The sequence below is a fragment of the Okeania sp. SIO3I5 genome (assembly GCF_010672085.1).
Classification (GTDB): domain Bacteria; phylum Cyanobacteriota; class Cyanobacteriia; order Cyanobacteriales; family Microcoleaceae; genus Trichodesmium.
Genome location: NZ_JAAHHT010000057.1, coordinates 22524 through 44207, shown reverse-complemented (window position 1 = coordinate 44207; position 21684 = coordinate 22524). Strand labels below are relative to the sequence as shown.

General features: G+C 38.1%; 7 protein-coding genes. 6 read left to right on the top strand and 1 reads right to left on the bottom strand.

The features are described from left to right. The first annotated feature begins 2278 nt into the window (after nucleotides 1-2278). The gene (locus tag F6K40_RS15330) at nucleotides 2279-6667 is read left to right on the top strand and encodes a tetratricopeptide repeat protein (RefSeq protein ID WP_293137272.1); all 4389 of its coding nucleotides are present in this window, start codon (nucleotides 2279-2281) and stop codon (nucleotides 6665-6667) included. 307 nt (nucleotides 6668-6974) lie between these two features. Further along, on the top strand, nucleotides 6975-8051 hold the full coding sequence (locus tag F6K40_RS15325; protein ID WP_293137270.1) for a sulfotransferase: 1077 nt from the start codon (nucleotides 6975-6977) through the stop codon (nucleotides 8049-8051). A 568-nt stretch (nucleotides 8052-8619) separates the two neighbouring features. Here F6K40_RS15325 and F6K40_RS15320 read toward each other — a convergent pair. Continuing rightward, nucleotides 8620-8820, bottom strand: coding sequence for a choice-of-anchor L domain-containing protein (locus F6K40_RS15320; protein WP_293137268.1), 201 nt, complete (start codon nucleotides 8818-8820; stop codon nucleotides 8620-8622). 140 nt (nucleotides 8821-8960) lie between these two features. Here F6K40_RS15320 and crtD point away from each other — a divergent pair, with 140 nt between their 5' ends. From crtD to F6K40_RS15300, 4 genes are all read left to right on the top strand, one after another. Next, nucleotides 8961-10490, top strand: coding sequence for a C-3',4' desaturase CrtD (gene crtD / locus F6K40_RS15315; protein ID WP_293137266.1), 1530 nt, complete (start codon nucleotides 8961-8963; stop codon nucleotides 10488-10490). 739 nt (nucleotides 10491-11229) lie between these two features. After that, nucleotides 11230-11412, top strand: a complete 183-nt coding sequence (locus F6K40_RS15310; protein ID WP_293137264.1) for a hypothetical protein — start codon at nucleotides 11230-11232, stop codon at nucleotides 11410-11412. Nucleotides 11413-11897: 485 nt separating this feature from the next. After that, the gene (locus tag F6K40_RS15305) at nucleotides 11898-17261 is read left to right on the top strand and encodes a trifunctional serine/threonine-protein kinase/ATP-binding protein/sensor histidine kinase (RefSeq protein ID WP_293137262.1); all 5364 of its coding nucleotides are present in this window, start codon (nucleotides 11898-11900) and stop codon (nucleotides 17259-17261) included. Nucleotides 17262-17925: 664 nt separating this feature from the next. Further along, nucleotides 17926-21504 carry a hybrid sensor histidine kinase/response regulator gene (locus F6K40_RS15300; protein ID WP_293137260.1) on the top strand — a complete coding sequence of 1193 codons (3579 nt, stop codon included), beginning with the start codon at nucleotides 17926-17928 and terminating at the stop codon, nucleotides 21502-21504. The last annotated feature ends 180 nt before the right edge of the window (nucleotides 21505-21684 follow it).

Below are 21684 nucleotides of genomic sequence, written 5' to 3'. Positions count from 1 at the left end.
TTTGTTCCTATTTCCTATTCCCTGTTTCCTATTCCCTATTCCCTATTCCCTGTTCCCAGTTAAGTGTTCCCTGTTCCCTAAAACCAAGGAATTTTGTACCTCACGCTTCTTGGGAATTGCTATATTACTCAGGAAATATATGAGAAGTTTTTTTGATAATTATTAGGAATTACAATTACGCACTTCAATGAAAAAACCTGATTTCTTATACCAATTCACTTTTTAACTTTAAAAAAGTGGTCAAATCAATTCACGCATTAAAAATTATTAATTCGCTCATTATAACCTCTGCCTGTTTGCGCCGCATGACCCAGGAAAGTCAGAGGCTTGAAATCAGGAAAATATTTTTGATTTTTTCGTAGTTGTACGAATGAGGCTTGAATCCTTAATTAAACAATTATTGAAATTAAGGAATGAACCAAAAATTTTGAACTTTGAATGCGTGAATTTTGAATTAAAAAAATGGTCAGGACTTAGCATTTAGTAATCAGTAAAATTATTTTTTTTAGCGTTTTTAGAAGAGGATTTTAACTCCTCTTAAACAATCTTGTGCTTGGGATTGCAGGGGATTTTAACCAGAGTTGCAAAAACCTGACAGCTCTTTGCAGAGCATTCCCGAAAGGAAATGCTAAAAGCTGATGGCTAATTAAAGATATCACAAATAGTTTCAAACTTTCAAAGTAAAGATATAAAATAATTTCCTGAAATTGTTTATGTTTTGGTGAAAAAGATTTTGATGAAGTAGGTGAGCATAAATAATATCATTTCTCAAAAACTTCTCTACATTTTCTTGAGTAGGGGAGTAGGGGAGTGGTAGGGACGTATTGCTGACGCTTTCGCTCCGCTAACGCTGCGCGACATGTAACGCATTAATGTTCAAGCAACGTCCGTACGGGAGAATTAAACATAAGAATAATTAATACTAACTGGCTAATAATTATCGAAAAAGTCATTCCTAAATGTGTTAATTACTTAATAATTGAAGTCTTATCCAAGTATAGTAATACTTTTGCTAATTGGCATAAATACAACAAGTGTCGGGCGAATTTTTAGGATTAAATCGCTCATTTATGAAGGCTTTTTCCTAAACTCGCCTGTACATTTTTTTTAATGTTTAATTAGCTCTAACTACTTGTACCATATTTTGATTTGGCCAATGATTAACTTTCTAGAAATAGTTGTAAATATTAACTATAGCCATAAGAAATCATTCGTAAGAAAAAATTTTAGGGGTTTGGTCTCCAAATCGCTTGATGCTTGGGTTTGGAGAGCAAACCCCTACGATAAAATCTTACCGAAAAATTTGGGTTTAAAGCCTCCCCTTTTAAGCTATCCCTTATAAGGAACTCTTGAAACCCTTGTGGGAGGATGGGGAGGAGGGGGAGGAAGAATTCTGTCTATAGTCTTCACTTCTTTGTGTCTAATTAATACATTTTTATCCCGAAAAAGCCGAACCCAGACCTACCCATAACTTGTGAATAATCCCCAAGTTTTATGAAAAGAGAAAGATGTTTATAAAGTCTCCCCTTGGATAGGGGATAATAAATAAAAATTTTTATGATTAGTCAATCCTATCAGTTTCAACAATTAATAATTATTAATTATTCATTATTAATTATTAATTGTTGAAAACCTATTTAGGATTGCTATAGCTATTCACTATTAGCTAAAATTTTTAGGATTTGAGTCTTCCATACTTATCAACTTGCGACTAAAAAATGCTGGTTTTCAAATTACCAAAGAATTTTTGATGAAAAATATTTAAAAGTTAACAAAATTTTTTTTCCAGAAAATAGAAAAATTTCTGAAGGGCAACATCTTTGACTGTAAATATGAGGCGAAACACTAATACGGTTTCACTAAAGTCAGAAGTTATACCAATTTCATAAACTTGATTTACTTAGGTTTGGAGTAGTCAGTAGTCATACCGTTTTACTGAATTTAGAATTCAGAATTTAGAATTCAGAATGCCAGATTTGATAGGCTAAAAACTTGGACACAAGAACAGTTTCAGGCAATTATTTGGCATTTAAAGTTTGAAACTATTTGTGACATCTGTAAAGTGAATTGGTATCAGAAGTTAGAAGTAATATTTTAGGTACTTTCAATCTCTATTTTTCAGTAATTTTAGCTTATTATTTTACAACTGATAACTGATAACTGAAATGACTTCATGAGTTACTAAATATTTGTGACATTTTTTAAGTGAATTGGTATGATTAATATTTTTTTTTCAAACTAAAATTAATAGGATTTCAACGAGGGAATAGTTTATACAATGTCGAATAATCAATCGCAAAGTATCAGTTTGGTGGAAGTTGCAAATCAACTGAAGATAGAAGGAAAATTGGAGGAGGCAATAGCTAATTTTAAAGCTGCTGTCGAGGTTAATCCTGACTGTTCATTAGCATGGGATGGTTTGGTTGAATCTTATCGAAAAGTCATTGAAAATTCTCCTCAAAAGTTAGAAAATTATCAAGTTTTAGGAGATATTCTTAGAAAGCATGGTCAGCACCAAGTGGCGATTGAGTATTATCATAATGCTTTAAAAAATTTCCCAAAAAATGAATTGATTTATGGATTAATTGGGGATACTTACCGAAAAATTAAGCAGTTTAATGAAGCGATTGATTATTATAGAAAGGGAATAGAGTTAAATCCTAATAGTGTTTTGTTATATATCAGATTGGGAGGTATTTTTAGAGACCAAGGAAATTGGGAGCAAGCTATTAGTTATTATCGGCAAGCAATGGAGTTAAATCAAGATAATTGCTTGGTTTATATTGGGTTAGGAGATGTTTCTAGAAAACAGGGTAATTTAGAAGAGGCTATTGCTTATTATCAGGATGGATTAAAAAAAGAATTGAGACCTGATACTGTTTGGTTATATCTCAGATTGGGGGGTATTTTCAGAGACGAAGGAAATTGGGAGCAAGCTATTAGTTATTATCGACAAGCAATGGAGTTAAATCAAGATAATTGCTTGGTTTATATTGGGTTAGGAGATATTTATAGAAAACAGGGGAATTTAGAGGAGGCTATTGTTTATTATCAGGATGGATTAAAAAGAGAATTTAGTCCTGATACTGTTTGGTTATATCTCAGATTGGGGGGTATTTTTAAAGAGCAAGGAAATTTAGAGCAAGCTGTTAGTTATTATCGACAAGCAATGGAGTTAAATCCAGATAATTCATGGATTTATATTGGGTTGGGAGATATTTATAGAGAACAGGGAAATTTAGAAGAGGCTATTGTTTATTATCAGGATGGATTAAAAAGAGAGTTAAGTCCTAAAAATGTTTGGTTATATATTAGATTAGCGGGAGTTTTTCGAGACCAAGGAAATTTGGAGCAAGCTATTAGTTATTATCAGCAGGCAATGGAATTGAAACCTGATAATTCATGGGTGGATATTGGATTAGGAGATGTTTGTCGAGAACAGGGAAATTCAGAAGAGGCTATTGTTTATTATCAGGATGGATTGGAGACTCTTCCTCAAGATTATTGGTTACATATAAAGTTGGGTGAAGTTTTTCATCAAGTTAACAATTTTGCAGCGGCAATTACTGTTTATCAAAAGGCAATTCAACTCCAACCAGAAAATTTAGTTGGTTACAAGAATTTAGTTGCTGTTCATACGAATATTGGTGATATTAAGGCTGCTTTAGAAACTTATGAAGCTGCTATGATTTTTAATTCTAATAATCCTAGTATATATGTGAATTTAGGAAATTTTTATCTCAATCATTTACAAAATTTTGAGGCTGCTTTAAGTAATTACGAGAAGGCATTGAAACTAGATTCACAAAATTTATCTGCTTCTTTAGGTAAGGGTAAAGTGTTGGTTAAATTAGGTAGATTTGAGGCAGCTAGAAATTTATTTAGTGAAATGGCTGAACAGTTTCCGGATGAAACCTTGGGGTGGGAAAATTTAGCTAAGGTTGCTCAACAACAAAAAAAGTGGCAGATTGCATTAGAAAGGTGGGAAATAACGATCGATAAATTTCCTGAAAATTTGTCTTTTTATATTGCTAAAGGTAATGTTTTAATTGAGTTAGGTAGGTTTAAGGAAGCGGAAGTTGTTTTTAATGATGTATTAGAAAAATCCCCCTATCAATCTGATGGTTTATGTGGTTTGGCTTGGGTATTGGAAAGGCAGCAAAAGTGGGAGTTAGCATTAACAAATTGGCAAGAAGTTATTGAAAAGTTTCCCCAAAATATTCTTGCTTATATGCGTTGCGGTGAGATTTTTATGAAGTTGGAAAGATTGGCAGAAGCGGAGTCAATTTTTCAGGAATTGTCGCAATATTCTAATGAAGGTTATCTGGGTTTAGGTCATTTATATTTTCGTCAATCTAAATATCAAGCAGCGATTGATAATTATCAAAAAGCTAGTAATTCGGGAAAATTTTTATCTGCTTATCCTCATCTCTGTAGATGTTTTTTGACTATTGGCAATCTAGATAAGATTAATGAATTTGTGGATGATTTTATGGCTAGAAAATATATGTTTAATCAACATCGTTTGATTAATGAAATTATTGAGGCTTGTGAGTTAGCTGCTAATGGTAAATTAGAGCAGGCATGGAATATTTATCAGATTAATTTAGAAACTTGTCGAGATTTTTATAGCAAGAATTTACTAGAAGGTTTGCAATATAATCACCTTGTCTTTATTTTATCTGTCTTAAGTCTAGTTCGTTCTTGTTTGGCTAATAATCAACCTGAATTCGTCGATAAGATAATTGATTTTGTGCATCAAAATCAGAAAATATTTATAATCCAACATATTACTTTGTCGATAATTTATCTCTACTTGGGGCTTGATTCTGCAAGTGCTAAAAAATATAATCAAGCAATTTCACATCTGCAAAACAGTCTCTTATTAAATCCTGATAATCAGTCTTGCTTACCTCTAATTAAAACTAATTTACAACAACAATATAATCATGTCACGGGTCAGATGCCCGCTGTGGTTAATTCATCCAATAGCAAGATAGCTATTATGATTATTTCCTGCAAAAAAAATCTTGATAAAATTAAAGTTTTGAGAGAGAAACTATATCAAAAAACTAACCTGCCCTACTGTTTTGTAATTGGGGAACCAGAGTTAAGTTCTGATTGGCAAAATGAGGGAGATATTTTATATGTCAAATCTCCCGATAATTATGAATCTTTACCCCTAAAAGTTTTCCAAGCATTTCAATATTTTCATTGTTGTTTTGATTTTCAGGGAGTGTTGAAGTTAGATGATGATACCTGGATTAAAGATATGCCAAGATTTTTAGAATTAATAGATTGGTTGTCAACAGAATCTACCCAAGATTATATGGGTAATACTATAGGATATTCTATCGGTAGGTCTTGGCATTTTAATAAATGTGAATCTAAATCTATTGATAAAACTCCTTATGATTTGCCATTTGTGGCGCGGTGGTGTGATGGTGGAAGTGGATATTTTCTGTCTCGAAAAAGTCTGGAAATTTTGTTTGAATATACGATGAAATATCCTGGTTGTTTCCGTGGAGAATTGTATGAAGATGTATTAGTGTCAAAAATTTTATATTTGAATGGTATTAAACCTTATGATTTTAATTTAGTTCAGTTAGGAATTATTTCTTCTGATACTCAGCCAAATTTACAAGAATTAGATGGAGAAGTTTTTTTAAAAGAAGGGCGAGAAGCTGCTAAACAAAGAAATTTCCAAGTTGCTATTGACAAGTTTCAAAAAGCTATTGAAATTCAACCAGACCAACCACTAAAAATTTATAAAAGCTTGAGTCAATTTTTTGTCGAAACAAATCAAACAGAGCGAGCGATCGCTGTCTTAAAAGCAACAATAGACAGATTTCCTGAAGATGCCAGTATTAATCTAAAATTGGGAAATATTTTAGCTGATAAAGGAGAAACTGAATCTGCTCTAAAATATTATAGTCAGGCAATAAAAATAGATCCCAATCAACCACCGAGAATTTATCGCGCCTTAAAATTACAAGTATTTCGAGTTTTAAAGTTTGAGGAATTAGGATTAGCTTATTTACCAATTCCTAAATGTGCTAGTACCACTCTCAAACATACTTTTTACTCCTTAAAATTTAACCAAGAATATTCTGGCTCCATAGAACAAATTCATCAGTTCTGGTATCCCTATACTGATGTCTTAGATAACTTCAAAAATTTAGATAACTATTTCAAATTTACTGTAATTCGTGACCCCATAAAACGACTATTATCTTGTTATAAAAATCGGGTCTTGTATCATAAAAATCTTTGGTTAAAATCGATACGAGGCAAATTAGAAAATGCTGGTTTAAAACCTGAACCTGATATTAACTATTTTGTGGAAAATTTAGAAAATTACTTTCAAATTTCTGATGCTATGATTCATCATGCTTTACCGCAGAACAAATATATAGGTAAAGACTTGAATATTTATGATTTAATTTGCCCAATTGAAAATTTGGAAAACCTCAGACAAATAATTTCTCAAAAGGCAAACATTGAAATAGAATTTCCTCGATTTCAAACTGAGGGGCCGAGAATAACTATTCAAGATTTAACAGAGAAGTCTTTGAGAAAATTAATAGAATTTTATGCAGAAGATTATCAACTATTACAAGATTTTTATTCTGTTGATGCTATTTGGCAACAGTATAAAAATGAGTAATGAGTAATGAGTAATGAGTAATGAGTTAGGAGTTAGGAGTTAGGAGTTAGGAGTTAGGAGTTAGGAGTTAGGAGTAATGAGTTAGGAGTTAGGAGTAATAAGTAAAATCAAGCCCGTTGATGTTGCTTTAAAGCTTCTTCATTCATGAAGAAAAATTCAAAAAATTCATCATTTTTTGAATCCTCTGACTTTCCTGCTCATGCTGCGCAAACAGGCAGAGGTATTACTCATTACTCATTACTCATTACTCATTACTCAGCACTTATTACTTTTGAATTTTGACTTTTGACTTTTGAATTTAAAAAATATGTCTTTAAATTTTGAATCAGTTTTAATTGTCACCTATGGTAGAAGTGGCTCAACTTTACTGCAAGGTATTTTGAATAATATTGACCGAGTTTTGGTCAGAGGTGAAAATAATAACTTTATTTATGGATTATATGAAGCTTACAAAAAGTTGATAGATACTCGTAATTATGAAGATATTACTCAACCCAATAATTCTTGGTATGGAGCAGGAGAAATAAATCTAGAATTATTTTTGCATGATTGTCAGAATATGGTTAGGAATGTTTTATTAGCTGACAAAAAAAATGATAAAAATATCGTCTGTTATGGATTTAAAGAAATTCGATATTTTGAAGTCTATCAACAACAAAAAGATGTTGCTGATTACTTAGACTTTCTCGCTAAAATTTTTCCCAAACCTGCTTTTATTTTCAATATCAGAAATCTAGATGATGTCTTAAAAAGTGGTTGGTGGGCAAACACAGATCGAGCAGAATCTAGAACTGAACTAATGAATCTTGAAACCGCTTTTCATAACTATCAAAAAAAACACCCAGATGATACTTTTCTGATTTCCTATGAGGAAGTAGTTTCACAATCAAATAATTTTCAATTATTGTTTGATTTTTTAGGTGTTGAATATCCAGAAAATATGGATAAAATTTTATTAACTCCTCACGGCTACGGTCAAAAAAATATTCAGGCATATCAAAATTTTATTCTTAAACTGAAACCTGCATCTTTACATAGTCACTTATTTTCTATCTGTGAAATTGATAATGTGCCAAATAAGATATTACCTGGTCAAGAATTTAATCTTGCTGGTGTAATTATTCCGACAAATAATCAAATTTCTGTTTCGGCAATATATACAATTTATTCTGGTCAAATAATTCCGGCAGAACTAGGCTTAAGCTCTCCAGTATATGGCAAAAAATATCCGGGAGTTAATGTTAGTAAAAATTCTCGTTTTAAATTTCATAACATTATTGTTAATGAGTCAGTAAAATTAAGTATTGTTGTGGAAATAAATAATGAGCAAAAAATCGAAATAGCTACACTTTATATTAGACTTCTTGCAGAAGTCAGGGAATAGGGAATAGGGAATAGGGAATAGGGAATGAAATTGTTTATTGCATATCTTGAATTGATTTCATTTTTTATTTTTGGAGTTGTCTATTTATTAAATTGAGTATATAGCAATATGAAATATTTGTGACAAAAAAATGTAGGGGTTTCGTCTCCCTTCCCCAAACGCCAAGGGATTTGGAGACCAAACCCCTACGATAAAATCTTACAACCTATTCACGAAGTGTCAGTACATCAGTTAACAGTACCTCTAGCTGTTTGCGCAGCATGACCTAGGAAACAATTGGGATTGAAATAAGAAATATTCTTTATTTTATCCCCTTAAAATAGGAGGCTTTAATAATTAATAATTAACAATTAATAATTAATAATTACCTCTTCTTCAACAGAAGAGGATTGGTTAAAAAGGAAATTTTTTTCTTTTTTCTCCTTTCTCCTTTAAACCTTTATTTTTCGGTGAATATTGATAATTTATACCTAGATTATTTAACACTCTTAGAGATATTCGTTATGAGACTTGGTTGATTTTTTCTTGAGTAATGAATCGGCAAAACAAACTCCCAATAAACCTATAACTATAGAAGGTTATCGTCCGTATCAGCGATCGCTAGTTTAATAGTATAAAAACCAGAAGATAATCCTAATCGTTGTGCAGTAAAGACATTGCTAAAACCATCATTTTCTATATCAAAAAATGGTCTACAATCATCCAGATAATTGTTGTTGATTATCAGAAACCGGGTTTGTGGAAGGTCAATGTTAGTATTGTAGAGCATTTGATATAAACCCGGTTTCTCTGCTTTTTTATACCTATAAAAAAAATTGTCAAAAACAGAATTCTAAATTCTAAATTTTGCCATTAACTCGAAGGACAGATTATATTAATATTTAGTTAAAAAATGTTAATAATTATCCTATGTCCTCTAAAAAGACTATACAAAAATCAAAAGTTGTGGTATGTGGTGCTGGTATTGGTGGCCTTACCACAGCAGCCTTACTGGCCCATAGAGGCTACGAAGTCCAGATATTTGACCAAGCTATCATTCCTGGTGGCTGCGCCTCAACCTTCAAACGGCGTGGCTTTACTTTTGATGTTGGGGCAACTCAAGTCGCAGGTTTAGAACCCGATGGCATCCATCACCGGATTTTCTCAGAATTGGAAATAGACATCCCGAACGCCACCTATTGCGATCCTGCCTGCGCCGTATTTCTGCCTGGCGAAACCGAACCTATCAATGTTTGGCGCGATCCCGAAAAATGGCAAGAAGAAAGACAACGGCAATTTCCCGGTAGCGAACCCTTTTGGCAATTAATGACAAAGTTGTTTGAGGCAAGTTGGAAGTTTCAAGGGCGCGATCCAGTTTTGCCACCCCGAAATATTTGGGATGTGTGGCAGTTAGTAAAAGCACTGCGTCCGGATACTCTAATTACAGTGCCATTTACTTTAATGACAGTGGCGGATGCGTTACGGTTGTATCGCTTAAATGATAATCTACGGTTGAAAACTTTTCTAGATTTACAACTGAAACTTTACTCCCAAGTTGGTACGGAGGAAACAGCTTTACTTTACGCTGCGACAGCTCTAGCTGTTTCTCAAGCTCCTCAAGGTTTGTACCATTTAGAGGGAAGTATGCAGGTTTTGAGCGATCGCCTAGTTGCAGCTCTAAAAAGAGACGGAGGAAAATTGTTCATGGGTCATACTGTTGAACATATATATGTAGATAATGGCAAAGCTAATGCTGTTAAAATTAGAAATCAGAAAACTGGAGAAACTTGGGTAGAAACTGCCGATCGTGTTGTGGCAAATGTCACTGTGCAAAACTTAGTGAAATTAGTGGCAGACGAAAATCAACCACACACCTCACACCCAATACCTGGTTACAAACGCCGAGTTGATAAACTCCCTTCGCCGTGGGGTGCATTTGTGGTGTATTTAGCAGTCGATGAAAGTGCTATTCCGGCAAACTGTCCGCCCCACTTACAATTTTTCTATGATTATGATGGTCCGATTGGAGAAAATAATTCCTTGTTTGTGTCCGTGAGTCATCCGGGAGATGGTCGCGCTCCCACTGGTAAAGCAACAATTACTGCTTCGAGTTTTACCGATACTCAAATTTGGCGACATTGCCAAAATTATGAGGATTTGAAGCAGAAATATACCGAAGAAGCGATCGCTCGTTTGAGTGAATATTTTTATTTAAAACCAGAAACAATAGTTCATCAGGAAGCAGGGACACCTCGTACTTTCCTCAAATTTACGGCACGGGAGCAAGGTATTGTTGGTGGTGTTGGTCAACGTCTGACAACTTTCGGACCTTTTGGGATTGCTAATCGAACTCCGATTCAGGATTTGTGGTTAGTGGGAGATTCGACTCATCCGGGAGAGGGTACCGCCGGAGTGTCTTATTCAGCGTTGACTGTGGTACGACAGATTGAGGCTGAGTGAGGAAGGATTTAGATCGAATCTGGTTAAACAATCGATTACAGCAGTTTTCATTTGGGTAAACCACAGTAGGGACGTTCCATGGAACGTCCCTACAAAATTCTGGTTGTGACGATGTGGTTCATTGATCTGAAAAGCGCTGTAAAGAGGGAATAGGTATGGAGGGAATAGGGATAAATTATCAATTATTCTTCCCTGTTCCCTGTTCCCTGTTCCCTGTTCCCTGTTCCCTCTTTTAGTGAGTTCAATCACACAGAAACTTGAAAATTATCACCCGAAAATCTTACTAAGATCATCATAACTATTGATATATTTCATTGACATACTCCCGACGTTCCCCTTCTATTCCCCCTTTCAAAGGGGGGTTAGGGGGGATGGAAAAATAGGGATTCTTCAGCCTGGGAAACCCTGACCGCTGCGCATGACAGAGGTGATGTCCTCCCCCTGTGTTCGTTGAACTTACGTTCAATTACAAGTAATGTAATCAAATACCTCCTCGAAAGTCAAGGGGAGCGGAACATTTTATTTGTGGAGACGTTTAACCGTTGGCCCTGGCTTTCCCATACGACGTTGCCCTCCCCCCTTTCATGCGTGGGGTTAGGGGGGATAGACAACGGGGGACTTCCCGCCAGGGAAGTTAATTTACTAAGACAAATCTCACAGATTATGAGGATACATATCACTGCTTCAACTGAAAAAACAAATATATTAATAATATGATGAACTCAGGGAAAATTTCAACATGAAAAATTACGTAGAACTCAGCTATTTAATTGATGCTATCAGTGTGTATGAGTTAGAGCGTAATAAGCGTAAACAACTACAGCAAATTAACTTGTCTGAGAAAACGCAGATTATCAAAGATGAAATTATTGACAAATATCTTCCTTGTTTTAGTCGGGTTCATTATATAAAATCCGGTTAAATAGTCGTCATTGCGACGAAAGGAAGCAATCTCCTAAAACCCAAAGATTGCTTTCCTTACGGAATGCTGCGCAAACCTTCCACGGAGTGTAAGGCGCTGCGGACTTAGGTATAGTAATTATCCAGATTTGATCTTATGAGGTAACTTTGAAGCAGTCTTGATTTGCTACTGATATCAAATCAGGTTATATAGTAATTGCAAAATTACTTCCTTTTAATACAAGTGATCAAAAAATTTTCTCCTCCTTATACATTTGAACTCTCTTATCTTCCCTCCTGACTCCTGACTCTTTATTTATAATTCAACCGGACATGATATCAGGACTAAAGCCATGTGAACCCATCAACCCGGTTTCTCGTAGACATCTATTGCTCAAAACAAGGATTTATCCTAGAAACCGGGTTTCTTGGCGTAAGTCCTAGATATAATAAGTAGGCTTAATTAAGATTAGAAAAATTAGACTCAAAGAGGAACAAACCAGACAAATGATGGAGACAAAAACAATTAAAATAGCTAATTATCAAGCCATTGAACTTATTCACGAAAGCGCTCGCAATCTCGTATATCGAGGTCAGAATGTGGAAAATGGAGAACCGATAGTTATCAAATTGATGAGTCAGGAATATCCTTCCTTTAACGAATTAGTGCAGTTTAGAAATCAGTACGCCATTGCCAAAAATCTAGACATCCCCGGTATCGTCAAACCTGACTCGCTCTTGCGTTACAATAATGGCTATGCTCTAATCATGGAAGATATAGGAAGCATCTCTCTCGCCGAATATCAGCGCCAATTCTCTCTCTCGATTAAACAAGTTTTGGAAATTTCTCTTCAACTGGCAGATATCTTGCACTATCTCCATCAAAATTGGATCGTTCATAAAGATATCAAACCTGCCAATATTTTAATTCATCCAGAAACCAAACAAATTAAATTAATCGACTTTAGTATCTCATCGTTACTCCCGAAAGAAACCCAAAGTTTGCAAACTCCCAATGCGTTAGAAGGAACCCTGGCGTATCTTTCTCCCGAACAAACCGGAAGGATGAATCGTGGCATAGACTATCGCAGCGATTTTTATTCCTTGGGAGTAACCTTGTACGAACTCCTGGCAGGAAAACTCCCTTTTGAAAGTAAAGATCCACTCGAACTTGTCCACGCACATATCGCGAAAATACCTCCTGCAATCAGTCACCAGAGAGCAATACCTAAACCTCTAACAGATATTGTGATGAAATTGATGGCAAAAAATGCCGAGGATCGCTATCAAAGCGCTCTCGGGTTCAAATACGATTTAGAAAAATGCTGGGTGCAAGATCGAGAAACGGGAAAAATTGAGGCGTTTGTTTTGGGAGAGCGGGATTTGTGCGATCGCTTTTTAATCCCCGAAAAACTGTATGGACGGGAAAAAGAAGTCCAAGCACTACTGGATGCTTTTGAAAGAGTAGCATCCCCCCCAACTCCCAATCCCCTCCTTCTCCCCCCTTTCAAAGGGGGGTTGGGGGGGATAGCCGAACTGATGCTAGTAGCAGGATATTCTGGGATCGGGAAAACCGCTGTGGTGAATGAAGTTCACAAACCCATCGTCCGGCAAAAAGGGTACTTTATCAAAGGAAAATTTGACCAATTCAATCGTAATATTCCCTTTAGTGCTTTCGTCATCGCCTTCCGCAGCTTGATGGAGCAACTTTTGGGAGAATCAGATGCCAAATTGCTTGAGTGGAAAACTCAAATATTGGAAGCAGTGGGAACTAATGGACAAGTTCTGATTGATGTCATCCCTGAACTAGAAAGCGTTATTGGGGAACAAGCTCCCGCACCAGAATTATCGGGGAGTGCAGCTCAAAATCGCTTTAACTTGCTCTTTGAGAAATTCATTGCTGTCTTCACTACTCAAGAACATCCTTTGACGATCTTTTTAGACGATTTGCAATGGGCAGATTCAGCATCATTAAATCTGATGAAGGTGCTAATGGGGAATAGTACAACAGGATATCTACTGCTTCTGGGAGCTTATCGTGATAACGAAGTTTTCCCCGCTCATCCTCTGATGTTGACTTTAGCAGAATTGGAGAAGCAAAAGGCTGTAATTTCTACTATTACTCTTGCTCCCTTATCTGTAGATCACATCAATCAGCTTGTTGCAGAAACCCTGAGATGCTTAGTCGAAGAATCTCAGCCTTTCACCAAATTAGTTTATCAAAAGACTCAGGGGAATCCCTTCTTTACTACACAGTTTTTGAAAGGGTTGTATCAAGATAAATTAATTGTATTTAATCGCAATTTTGGATATTGGGAATGCGATTTAGTCAAGGTGCGAGATGCTGCACTCACTGATGATGTCGTGGAATTTATGGCGGGACGGTTGCAGAAGTTGCCGACAGCAACGCAGCAGGTGTTGAAGTTGGCAGCTTGTATTGGTAACCAGTTTGATTTGGAGACTTTAGCAATTGTACGAGAAAATTCCCGAGAAGAAGTAGCGAGTGAGCTTTGGAATGGGTTGCAAGAAGGATTAATTCTCCCCATCAGCGAGGCGTATAAGTTTTTTCAAGGAAACCTTCAAGAAAGCCAGACTCAAGCTATGAAAGTTGGGTATCGATTCTTGCACGATCGAGTTCAACAAGCAGCTTATTCCCTAATTCCAGAAGACCAAAAAGCCAAAACCCACTACCATATTGGACAACTGTTGCTGCAACAAGTTCCGATGGAAGCTAGAGAAGAGCGAATTTTTGAGTTAGTCAGTCAATTAAACTATGGAAATACTTTAATTAGTAACCAAAGCAAACGAGACGAACTAGCCCGACTTAATCTTGTCGCCTGTCGGAAAGCTAGGGCAGCGACGGCTTATCAAGGCGGGCGCGAATATGCTAGCATTGGTTTATCGTTGTTGGGAGAAAATGCCTGGCAGAGGCAATATGAAATGACCTTTGCTTTCCACAATTTAGCTGCCGAATTGGCATCCTTGTGTGGTGAGTTTGAAACAATGGAAGGGTTTGTAGAAGCAGCGATCGCCAAATCTAAATCCGTGCTTGATAATGTGAATTTATATCAGACGAGAATTCTCTCCAAAACCTATCAAAACCAAATCCCTGAAGCCATTGCTATCGGCAAAAAAATCTTGCAACAGTTGGGAGTAACCTTTCCCGATAACCCCAGCGACAGTGATATTCAACAGGTTGTGGAGGAGATTGACAACCTGATTGGGGAGCGAGAGATTCGGGAACTTGTTGAGCTGCCCGTAATGAGGGATGAAAAACAGAAAGCGATCGTTGAAATTGCTTATCTTATGACTTTGCCAGCTTATCTTGTGGGTGCTACCGCTCTCTTTGTTTTGCTGAGTGCCAAAATAGTTAACCTTTCCCTGAGCTATGGCAACACCCCAATTTCAGCCTTTGCTTATGTCAATTACAGTTTCATCAATTGCAATCTTTTAAAACAGGTAGAAAAGGGCGCTCAATTAGGACACTTAGCCCTAGATATTGTCTCTAAATTCGATGACAAACCTATTAAAGCAGCTATGATGGTAACTCTAGCAATTAGTATTTTACCACGAAAGTTTCCTCTCAGAGAAACGGTTCCTGCTATGCGGGAAAACTATGTATTGGCCTTAGAGACTGGCAAATTGGAATGGGCAGCAAATTCTGCTCACAACCTTGGCTTACATTCTTTGTTGGTAGGTTTATCTCTGAGTGATATACAGCAAGAAATTCATCCTTACGAGCAGGGGTTGGTGCAGTTAAATCAATTAATACCAGCAAGGTGGTGTCGAATGCACCTACAAGTGTGTTTAAATTTGCTTGGGGTTACATCAGATCCCTGTGTGATGGGTGAGGATCGTGCCCGAGAAACTGAATTGCTGACTGAATTATCCCGTGAAAATGAGTTAGCAGGGTTGTCAATGTTCAACCTATATAAACTGATGCTTTCTTATCTGTTTGAAGATATCGAATCAGCCCTAAATTATGCTGTTGAAGCCCAAAAATACTTGGTTGGCACGATGGGAATGATGACTCAACCTTGGTTATATTTCTACGATGCTTTAACCACTTTAGCTGGTTTACAGCATCAGTTACTCTCATCCTCTCAAGGCTGGGAACGGGTGGCTAAAAATCTAGGGGAATTGCAAGAACATTGGGCTTCCCATGCACCAATGAATTTTCAACATAAATGCGATTTGATTGCAGCCGAACGCCATCGAATTTTAGGAAAAAAACTAGAAGCGATCGAGCTATACGATCGTGCTATTGCCGGAGCGAAAGCAACCGAATACATCCAAGAAGAAGCTCTTGGTAACGAACTGGCAGCTAAATTTTATCTCGACTGGGGCAAAGAAAAAGTAGCAAGCGTTTATATGCAAGAAGCTTATTACTGCTATGCTCTTTGGGGAGCTAAAGCCAAAATCAATGACCTCGAAAAACGCTATCCCGAACTGCTATTCCCCATTCTCCAACGGCAACAATTAGGCGTCACTGCCAACGATAAAATTACCACTCTCACCAAAGGGACGGTTTCTAGCACCAATACCTCCACCGGAGAACTGTTAGATTTAGCCAGCCTAATGAAAGCATCCCGCAGCCTTTCCCAAGAAATTGATCTCAAGAGTGCCATTACCAATTTCATACAAGTCATCCAAGAAACCGCTGGAGCTGAAACCGTTGCTCTCATGCTCTTGGAAGCAGAGAATCTCATGCTAAACGCCCACGCAACAAAAGAAGAAATGTCTGCAATCAGCATTCCGGTTGAAGAAAGTAACAATGTGCCCTTAACCCTGGTTAATCAAGTCAAAAATACAAGGGAACACCTGGTTTTAGATAATGCCAAAGAAGACAACGACTATAGCCGAGATAAATACATCCAAAAACATCAACCCCAGTCTATATTATGTCTGCCTTTAATAGACAGAGGTAAACTCCGAGGCATTCTCTACTTGGAAAACAATCAAGTGAGTGGTGCATTTACTAGCGATCGAATCGCCATCTTGAATTTGCTTTGTTCTCAAGCAGCCATTTCCCTCGAAAATGCTCAACTATACAATAATTTGGAAATCAAGGTACAAGAGCGAACTGCCGAATTATCCCAAGCTCTCCAAAACCTGAAAGATACTCAAAAACAACTTGTAGAATCAGAAAAAATGGCATCTTTGGGAGGTCTGGTAGCGGGAGTCGCCCACGAGATTAATACTCCAGTTGGCACCAGCATCACCGTTGCCTCAACCCTAAATTCCGAAACTGAAGCATTGGCTTCGGCGATCGCTTCTGGGCAAATCAAGCGCTCTGTTTTAAACAATTACATAGAAACCAGCGAAGAATGTACCCAACTAATTTGCCAGTATTTAAAGCGAGCGGGGGAATTGATTGGCAGTTTTAAGCAAGTAGCTGTCGATCAAACCTATCTAGAAATGCGTAGCTTTGCCATCAAAGGATACGTGAGCGAAGTGATAACCAGTTTAATGCCTAACATCCGACAACAGGGACATGAAGTGAACATCGAAGGAGATGAAAATCTCCAGATCAAAACTTATCCCGGAGCATTGGCGCAAATCGTCACCAATTTAACCAACAATTCTCTGCTTCATGGTTATCCTGATGGCAAAAGTGGAGAATTAAATTGGAGAATAGAACAAAAAAAAGAGAGATTAATGATTGAATATACTGATGATGGTTGCGGTATTGCAGAAGCAGAGCTTGATAAAATTTTTGAGCCGTTTTATACAACGGCGAGAAATCAAGGCGGAACAGGTTTGGGACTGCATATAGTTTATAATTTGGTAACGCAAAAACTGCAAGGAACGATCTGCGCAGAAAGCAAACTCGAACAGGGGGTAAAGTTTACTATCTCTATTCCTCAATAATATCAGGACTTACGCAAAAGACATCTCCAATAATCAAAAATTAAATCAATTCTTATTGATAAATTATCAATTACTCCTGCCTGTTCCCTGTTCCCTGTTCCCTATTCCCTCTTTTCCGGAGATGTCTAAAGGTAATATAGAGCCTTGGTGCGTTACTAAGCGAGCTTTTTCCTGACGGAATGCTCCGCAAACATGTCGCGTAGCGTTAGCGGAGCTTTGCGTTAGCAAAACACACCCTACTGGACTGTTTCACCTAAAATAGTGCAATAGGCTTTTTTCTCCCTTACCACCTTGTCTTCCTTGTCTTCCTTGTCTTCCCACAACCTACAGCGGTTTTTATATGAATAAACCACAATCATACTGACTCCTTACTCATTACTCCGTACGGACGTTTTCCGCGCTTGAGCGGACATGAAACTTATAGCGAGCGCGACATGTTTGCGCAGCATTCCCTATAAGAAAACGCATTTTTGTTATGTAACGTTCCTACCTCCTTACTCCTTACTCATTACTCATTACTCCTTACTCATTACTCCTGCAACAGTTTTGTGGTCTACTCAACTGAAAAGCGCTGTAAAATATAATGCACTATTTTAGGTGAAACAATCCACAATAGCGTTCATGCGTAAGTCCTAATCAAATTAATTAAAATCCTTGGGTTATTATGAAAAAAACAAACTGGCCGAAAGTCACTGATTTAAAATTTCTCAGTTCTTGGGAAAGCTTCCAAGCACAAATCTTTAAAAAGAAGCGTTCGGTTGTCGTCCGCCTTAACTTCATCTTCTTTCTCATATTTCTAGTCATTAGTGGCGTTTCTGTTGGCGTTCTATTTTTTAGTTACCAAGTTAAAAAATCGACCCAGCAAGTGCTAGAAGTAGAAGTCCCCAAAGCAGTAGGCACGATCAGTATGCTTGAAGAGTTGGGGACTATGAGTGGTAACTTATTAGAGTACGTTCTCGGCGAGGAAGAAGAAGAGCAGGAATATTTTAAAAATTATAGTGAGTTATTAGAATTTCGAGATAACATTTCTATCAAAATTCGTAACACCCGCAAGCGAGACTGGGAGCGCTTGGACAGACTTATTGAGAATTTCCGGGAAGAATCAGAGACAAAAGTATTTCGCGGTTACGACCCCAGTGCCGATCGCAAAGCTAGTAAGCAGATCAGCACCCTACTTAAAGATGTGGGTATCCCGATGGAAAAGCTCCTGCAAGAACTCAAAGAGGAAGAACTAGCTGATGCTGGAAAATCGAAGAATTTTGATGAGGTGGTAAACGACGATCTCCCTGGAGTCCGCTACTATCTGGAACTATCGGAACTCGCCAGCAATATGCTAGCAACTTTGAACCGTTTCATCCTTAACGATCCGGATGCCAAACGGGAGTTTTTTCAATATGCGCTTGATTTTGAAATTACTTTCGACAATCTCAGTGCCTTGGAGCAAAAAACACAGGAAACCATTAAGCTCCGGGAGATAAAACGGCTCTTTAATGAACTTAAAACTGTAGGAGAGAGCATTCTCAAGACATACCAGGAGAATAATCGCGAAGAGACTCTCCAAACCATTGAAAACTTGGAGCGTCGCAACTACCAAGAAGCCCAAGAATTGCTAGAAAGTCTCTCAAGAACTGCTCGGGAACAAGTTGATAAAAGTAAAAATTCCCTCAACCAGTTTGTGACATACCTCAATCTCATAATGGTGTTTACGATTTCAGCAGGTATTACTCTAGTGTTACTTTTGATTTTCTTCGTTCGCAATTCAATTCTTCAACCCTTAGAGAAAATTACTCTGGCAGTAGAATATCTACGATCGCGTCAGGGAGACTACGAGATTGAAGAAGATCGCTATGATCGGGAATTTGATGTTATCTTCAGTAGTCTGAAATTGTTCAAACAGGAATTGCTAGAACTTGATCAACTGCGAGAAACAGAACAGGGACGAGCCGAGCAACTCGAAGAAGCACGGGAGTTGGCAGAATCAGCTAACGCGGCCAAAAGCAATTTTCTGGCAGTTATGAGTCACGAGATTAGAACCCCCATGAATGCGATTTTGGGTTTAAGTCACTTGGCATTGCAGACAAACCTCAATACCCAACAGGTAGACTATATCCAGAAAATCGAAATGTCTGGTCAATCGCTTCTGCACCTCATTAACGATATTCTTGATTTCTCAAAAATTGAAGCGGGCAAGCTAGCACTGGAAAAAATAGATTTTGAGCTTGACACAATCCTACAAAATGTATCAAATCTAGTGAGTTTGCGGGCGGAAGAGAAAGGTCTCGAATTCTTGATTGGTATCGATCCGGAGATTCCAAATTCTCTAAAAGGCGACCCCCTGCGATTGGAACAAATCCTCCTAAATCTCACCAGTAACGCCGTCAAATTTACCGAAGCCGGTGAAGTCATCGTTCAGATTGTTTTACGAGAACGTCAAGACAATAGCATTACCTTAGAGTTTTCCGTTCAGGATACGGGGATCGGGCTAACCCCAGATCAATGTAAACAATTGTTCCGCAGTTTCAGTCAAGCAGATGACTCGACTACGCGCAAATATGGTGGGACTGGCTTAGGTTTAGCTATTTGCAAACGCTTGGTTAAGATGATGGGGGGCGATATCTGGGTAGAAAGCGAGCTCGGCAAAGGTAGCAAATTTCAATTTTTTGCCGTGTTTGAAACGGTTTCTACGCCTTTAAAAACTCACGTTCTAGCCGCAGCACTAGAAGATATAAAAGCGCTGATCGTCGATGACAGCAGTTCAGCACGTAACATTTTCACGAAAGTTTTACAGTCCTTTTCTATGCAGGTTGATGCCGTTGCTTCCGGAGAAGAAGCACTCGAAGTTCTCCAAAGGACTGATATCCCCTATCAACTGGTGCTGATGGATTGGCATATGCCCCATGGGATGGATAGCATTGAATTGATTCAAGGAATCCGCACTGCCTCCCTACCCCACCAACCTCGGATTCTGCTCGTTACTGGCTACGGGCAAACGGATGTGCAACAGCGTGCCAAAGAAGCGGGTGTTGAGGATTGTCTATCCAAGCCCGTCAATCGTTCGACGCTCTATGATACTCTGATCAAGGCATTCGGTACTGACATCGGAATCAAACCTGCAAGTGAGTACGAACAGAGTCAATCTGCAACTAATCCCCATTCCTTATCAGGTTATAAGCTATTGCTAGTCGAAGATAACGAAATCAATCAGCAGATCGCCAGAGAACTATTGCAAGGCGCGGGTGCAATTCTCGACACTGCCAATAATGGTCTGGAGGCTTTGGCAGCGGTGGAACGCAACCATTACGATGCAGTGTTGATGGATATTCAAATGCCAGAAATGGACGGTTTGGAAGCTACCAGGCAGATCCGAGCTTTGGCTAAATCAGATCGTCCTGATCGCCAACGCTTTGCGGGCTTGATCGTAATCGCCATGACTGCTCATGCTCTGATTGGCGATCAGGATCTGAGCTTGGAAGCGGGCATGAACGATCATATCACCAAGCCAATTGAGCCAAACCATGTTTTCCGAACTCTGCTCCGTTGGCTCCAACAGAGCAATGGCAGGAGGGACAACGAAACAGCCGCCAGACTTGCGGATTCAGAGACAATCTCTTCCCCAGCTTTGCCCCTTGCTGCCGAAAAGCAACTGCTTTTGGAGGGGATTGATATCAGTGTAGGGGTTGATTGTCTAGGAGGAAATCTTGATGCCTACCGCCGGATTTTGCTGCTGTTTTACGACAAGAACCAAAATACTCTGGCCGAACTCCAAGAGGCGATCGATGCAGCCGACTACGCCCTCGCTCGGAATCAAGTGCACACCATCAAAGGCACGGCAGGTAATATCGGAGCCACAGATTTGTTTGCTGCTGCAGTTGCCCTTGAGAAATCTTTGCAAAAAAAATCTACAACTGAAGCACTGCCTGGTTTAATGCAAACTTTCAGGGAGTGCTTTGCCGTCGTGATGGATTCCCTCGGAAAATTAGAGCGAGCAGAAGCATCAACTGCTGCCGAGAACGCTCAATTCAGCCAGGACGAACTACCAGTCCTGAAACCGATTCTTCAAGAACTCGAACATCTCTTGCACATAGATATGGCAGCAGCTTTAGAACGAATCAAAGAGTTAAATAAATTAGCCAAGGGAACGCCCCATAGTGCAGATATTCAAGAACTTCAAGATGCTATATTCGAGTTTGATACGGATACGGCCCTCGCACGACTCCAAGATTTAATTGCGCGAATAGAATAGAAGTATAACAAATCTTTAACTAAAACTTCCTCCGATCTTGCATCCAGTCAAATTATAATTATCGTTAACTATTATAGCTAAGAAAGAATTGGCTCTTGATATCAAATCCGGTTAAATAGTTATAGATTGCTTAACTCAGAAGGAGTCAGGAGGAGCAAGAATTATAAAGATGAGCGTAGT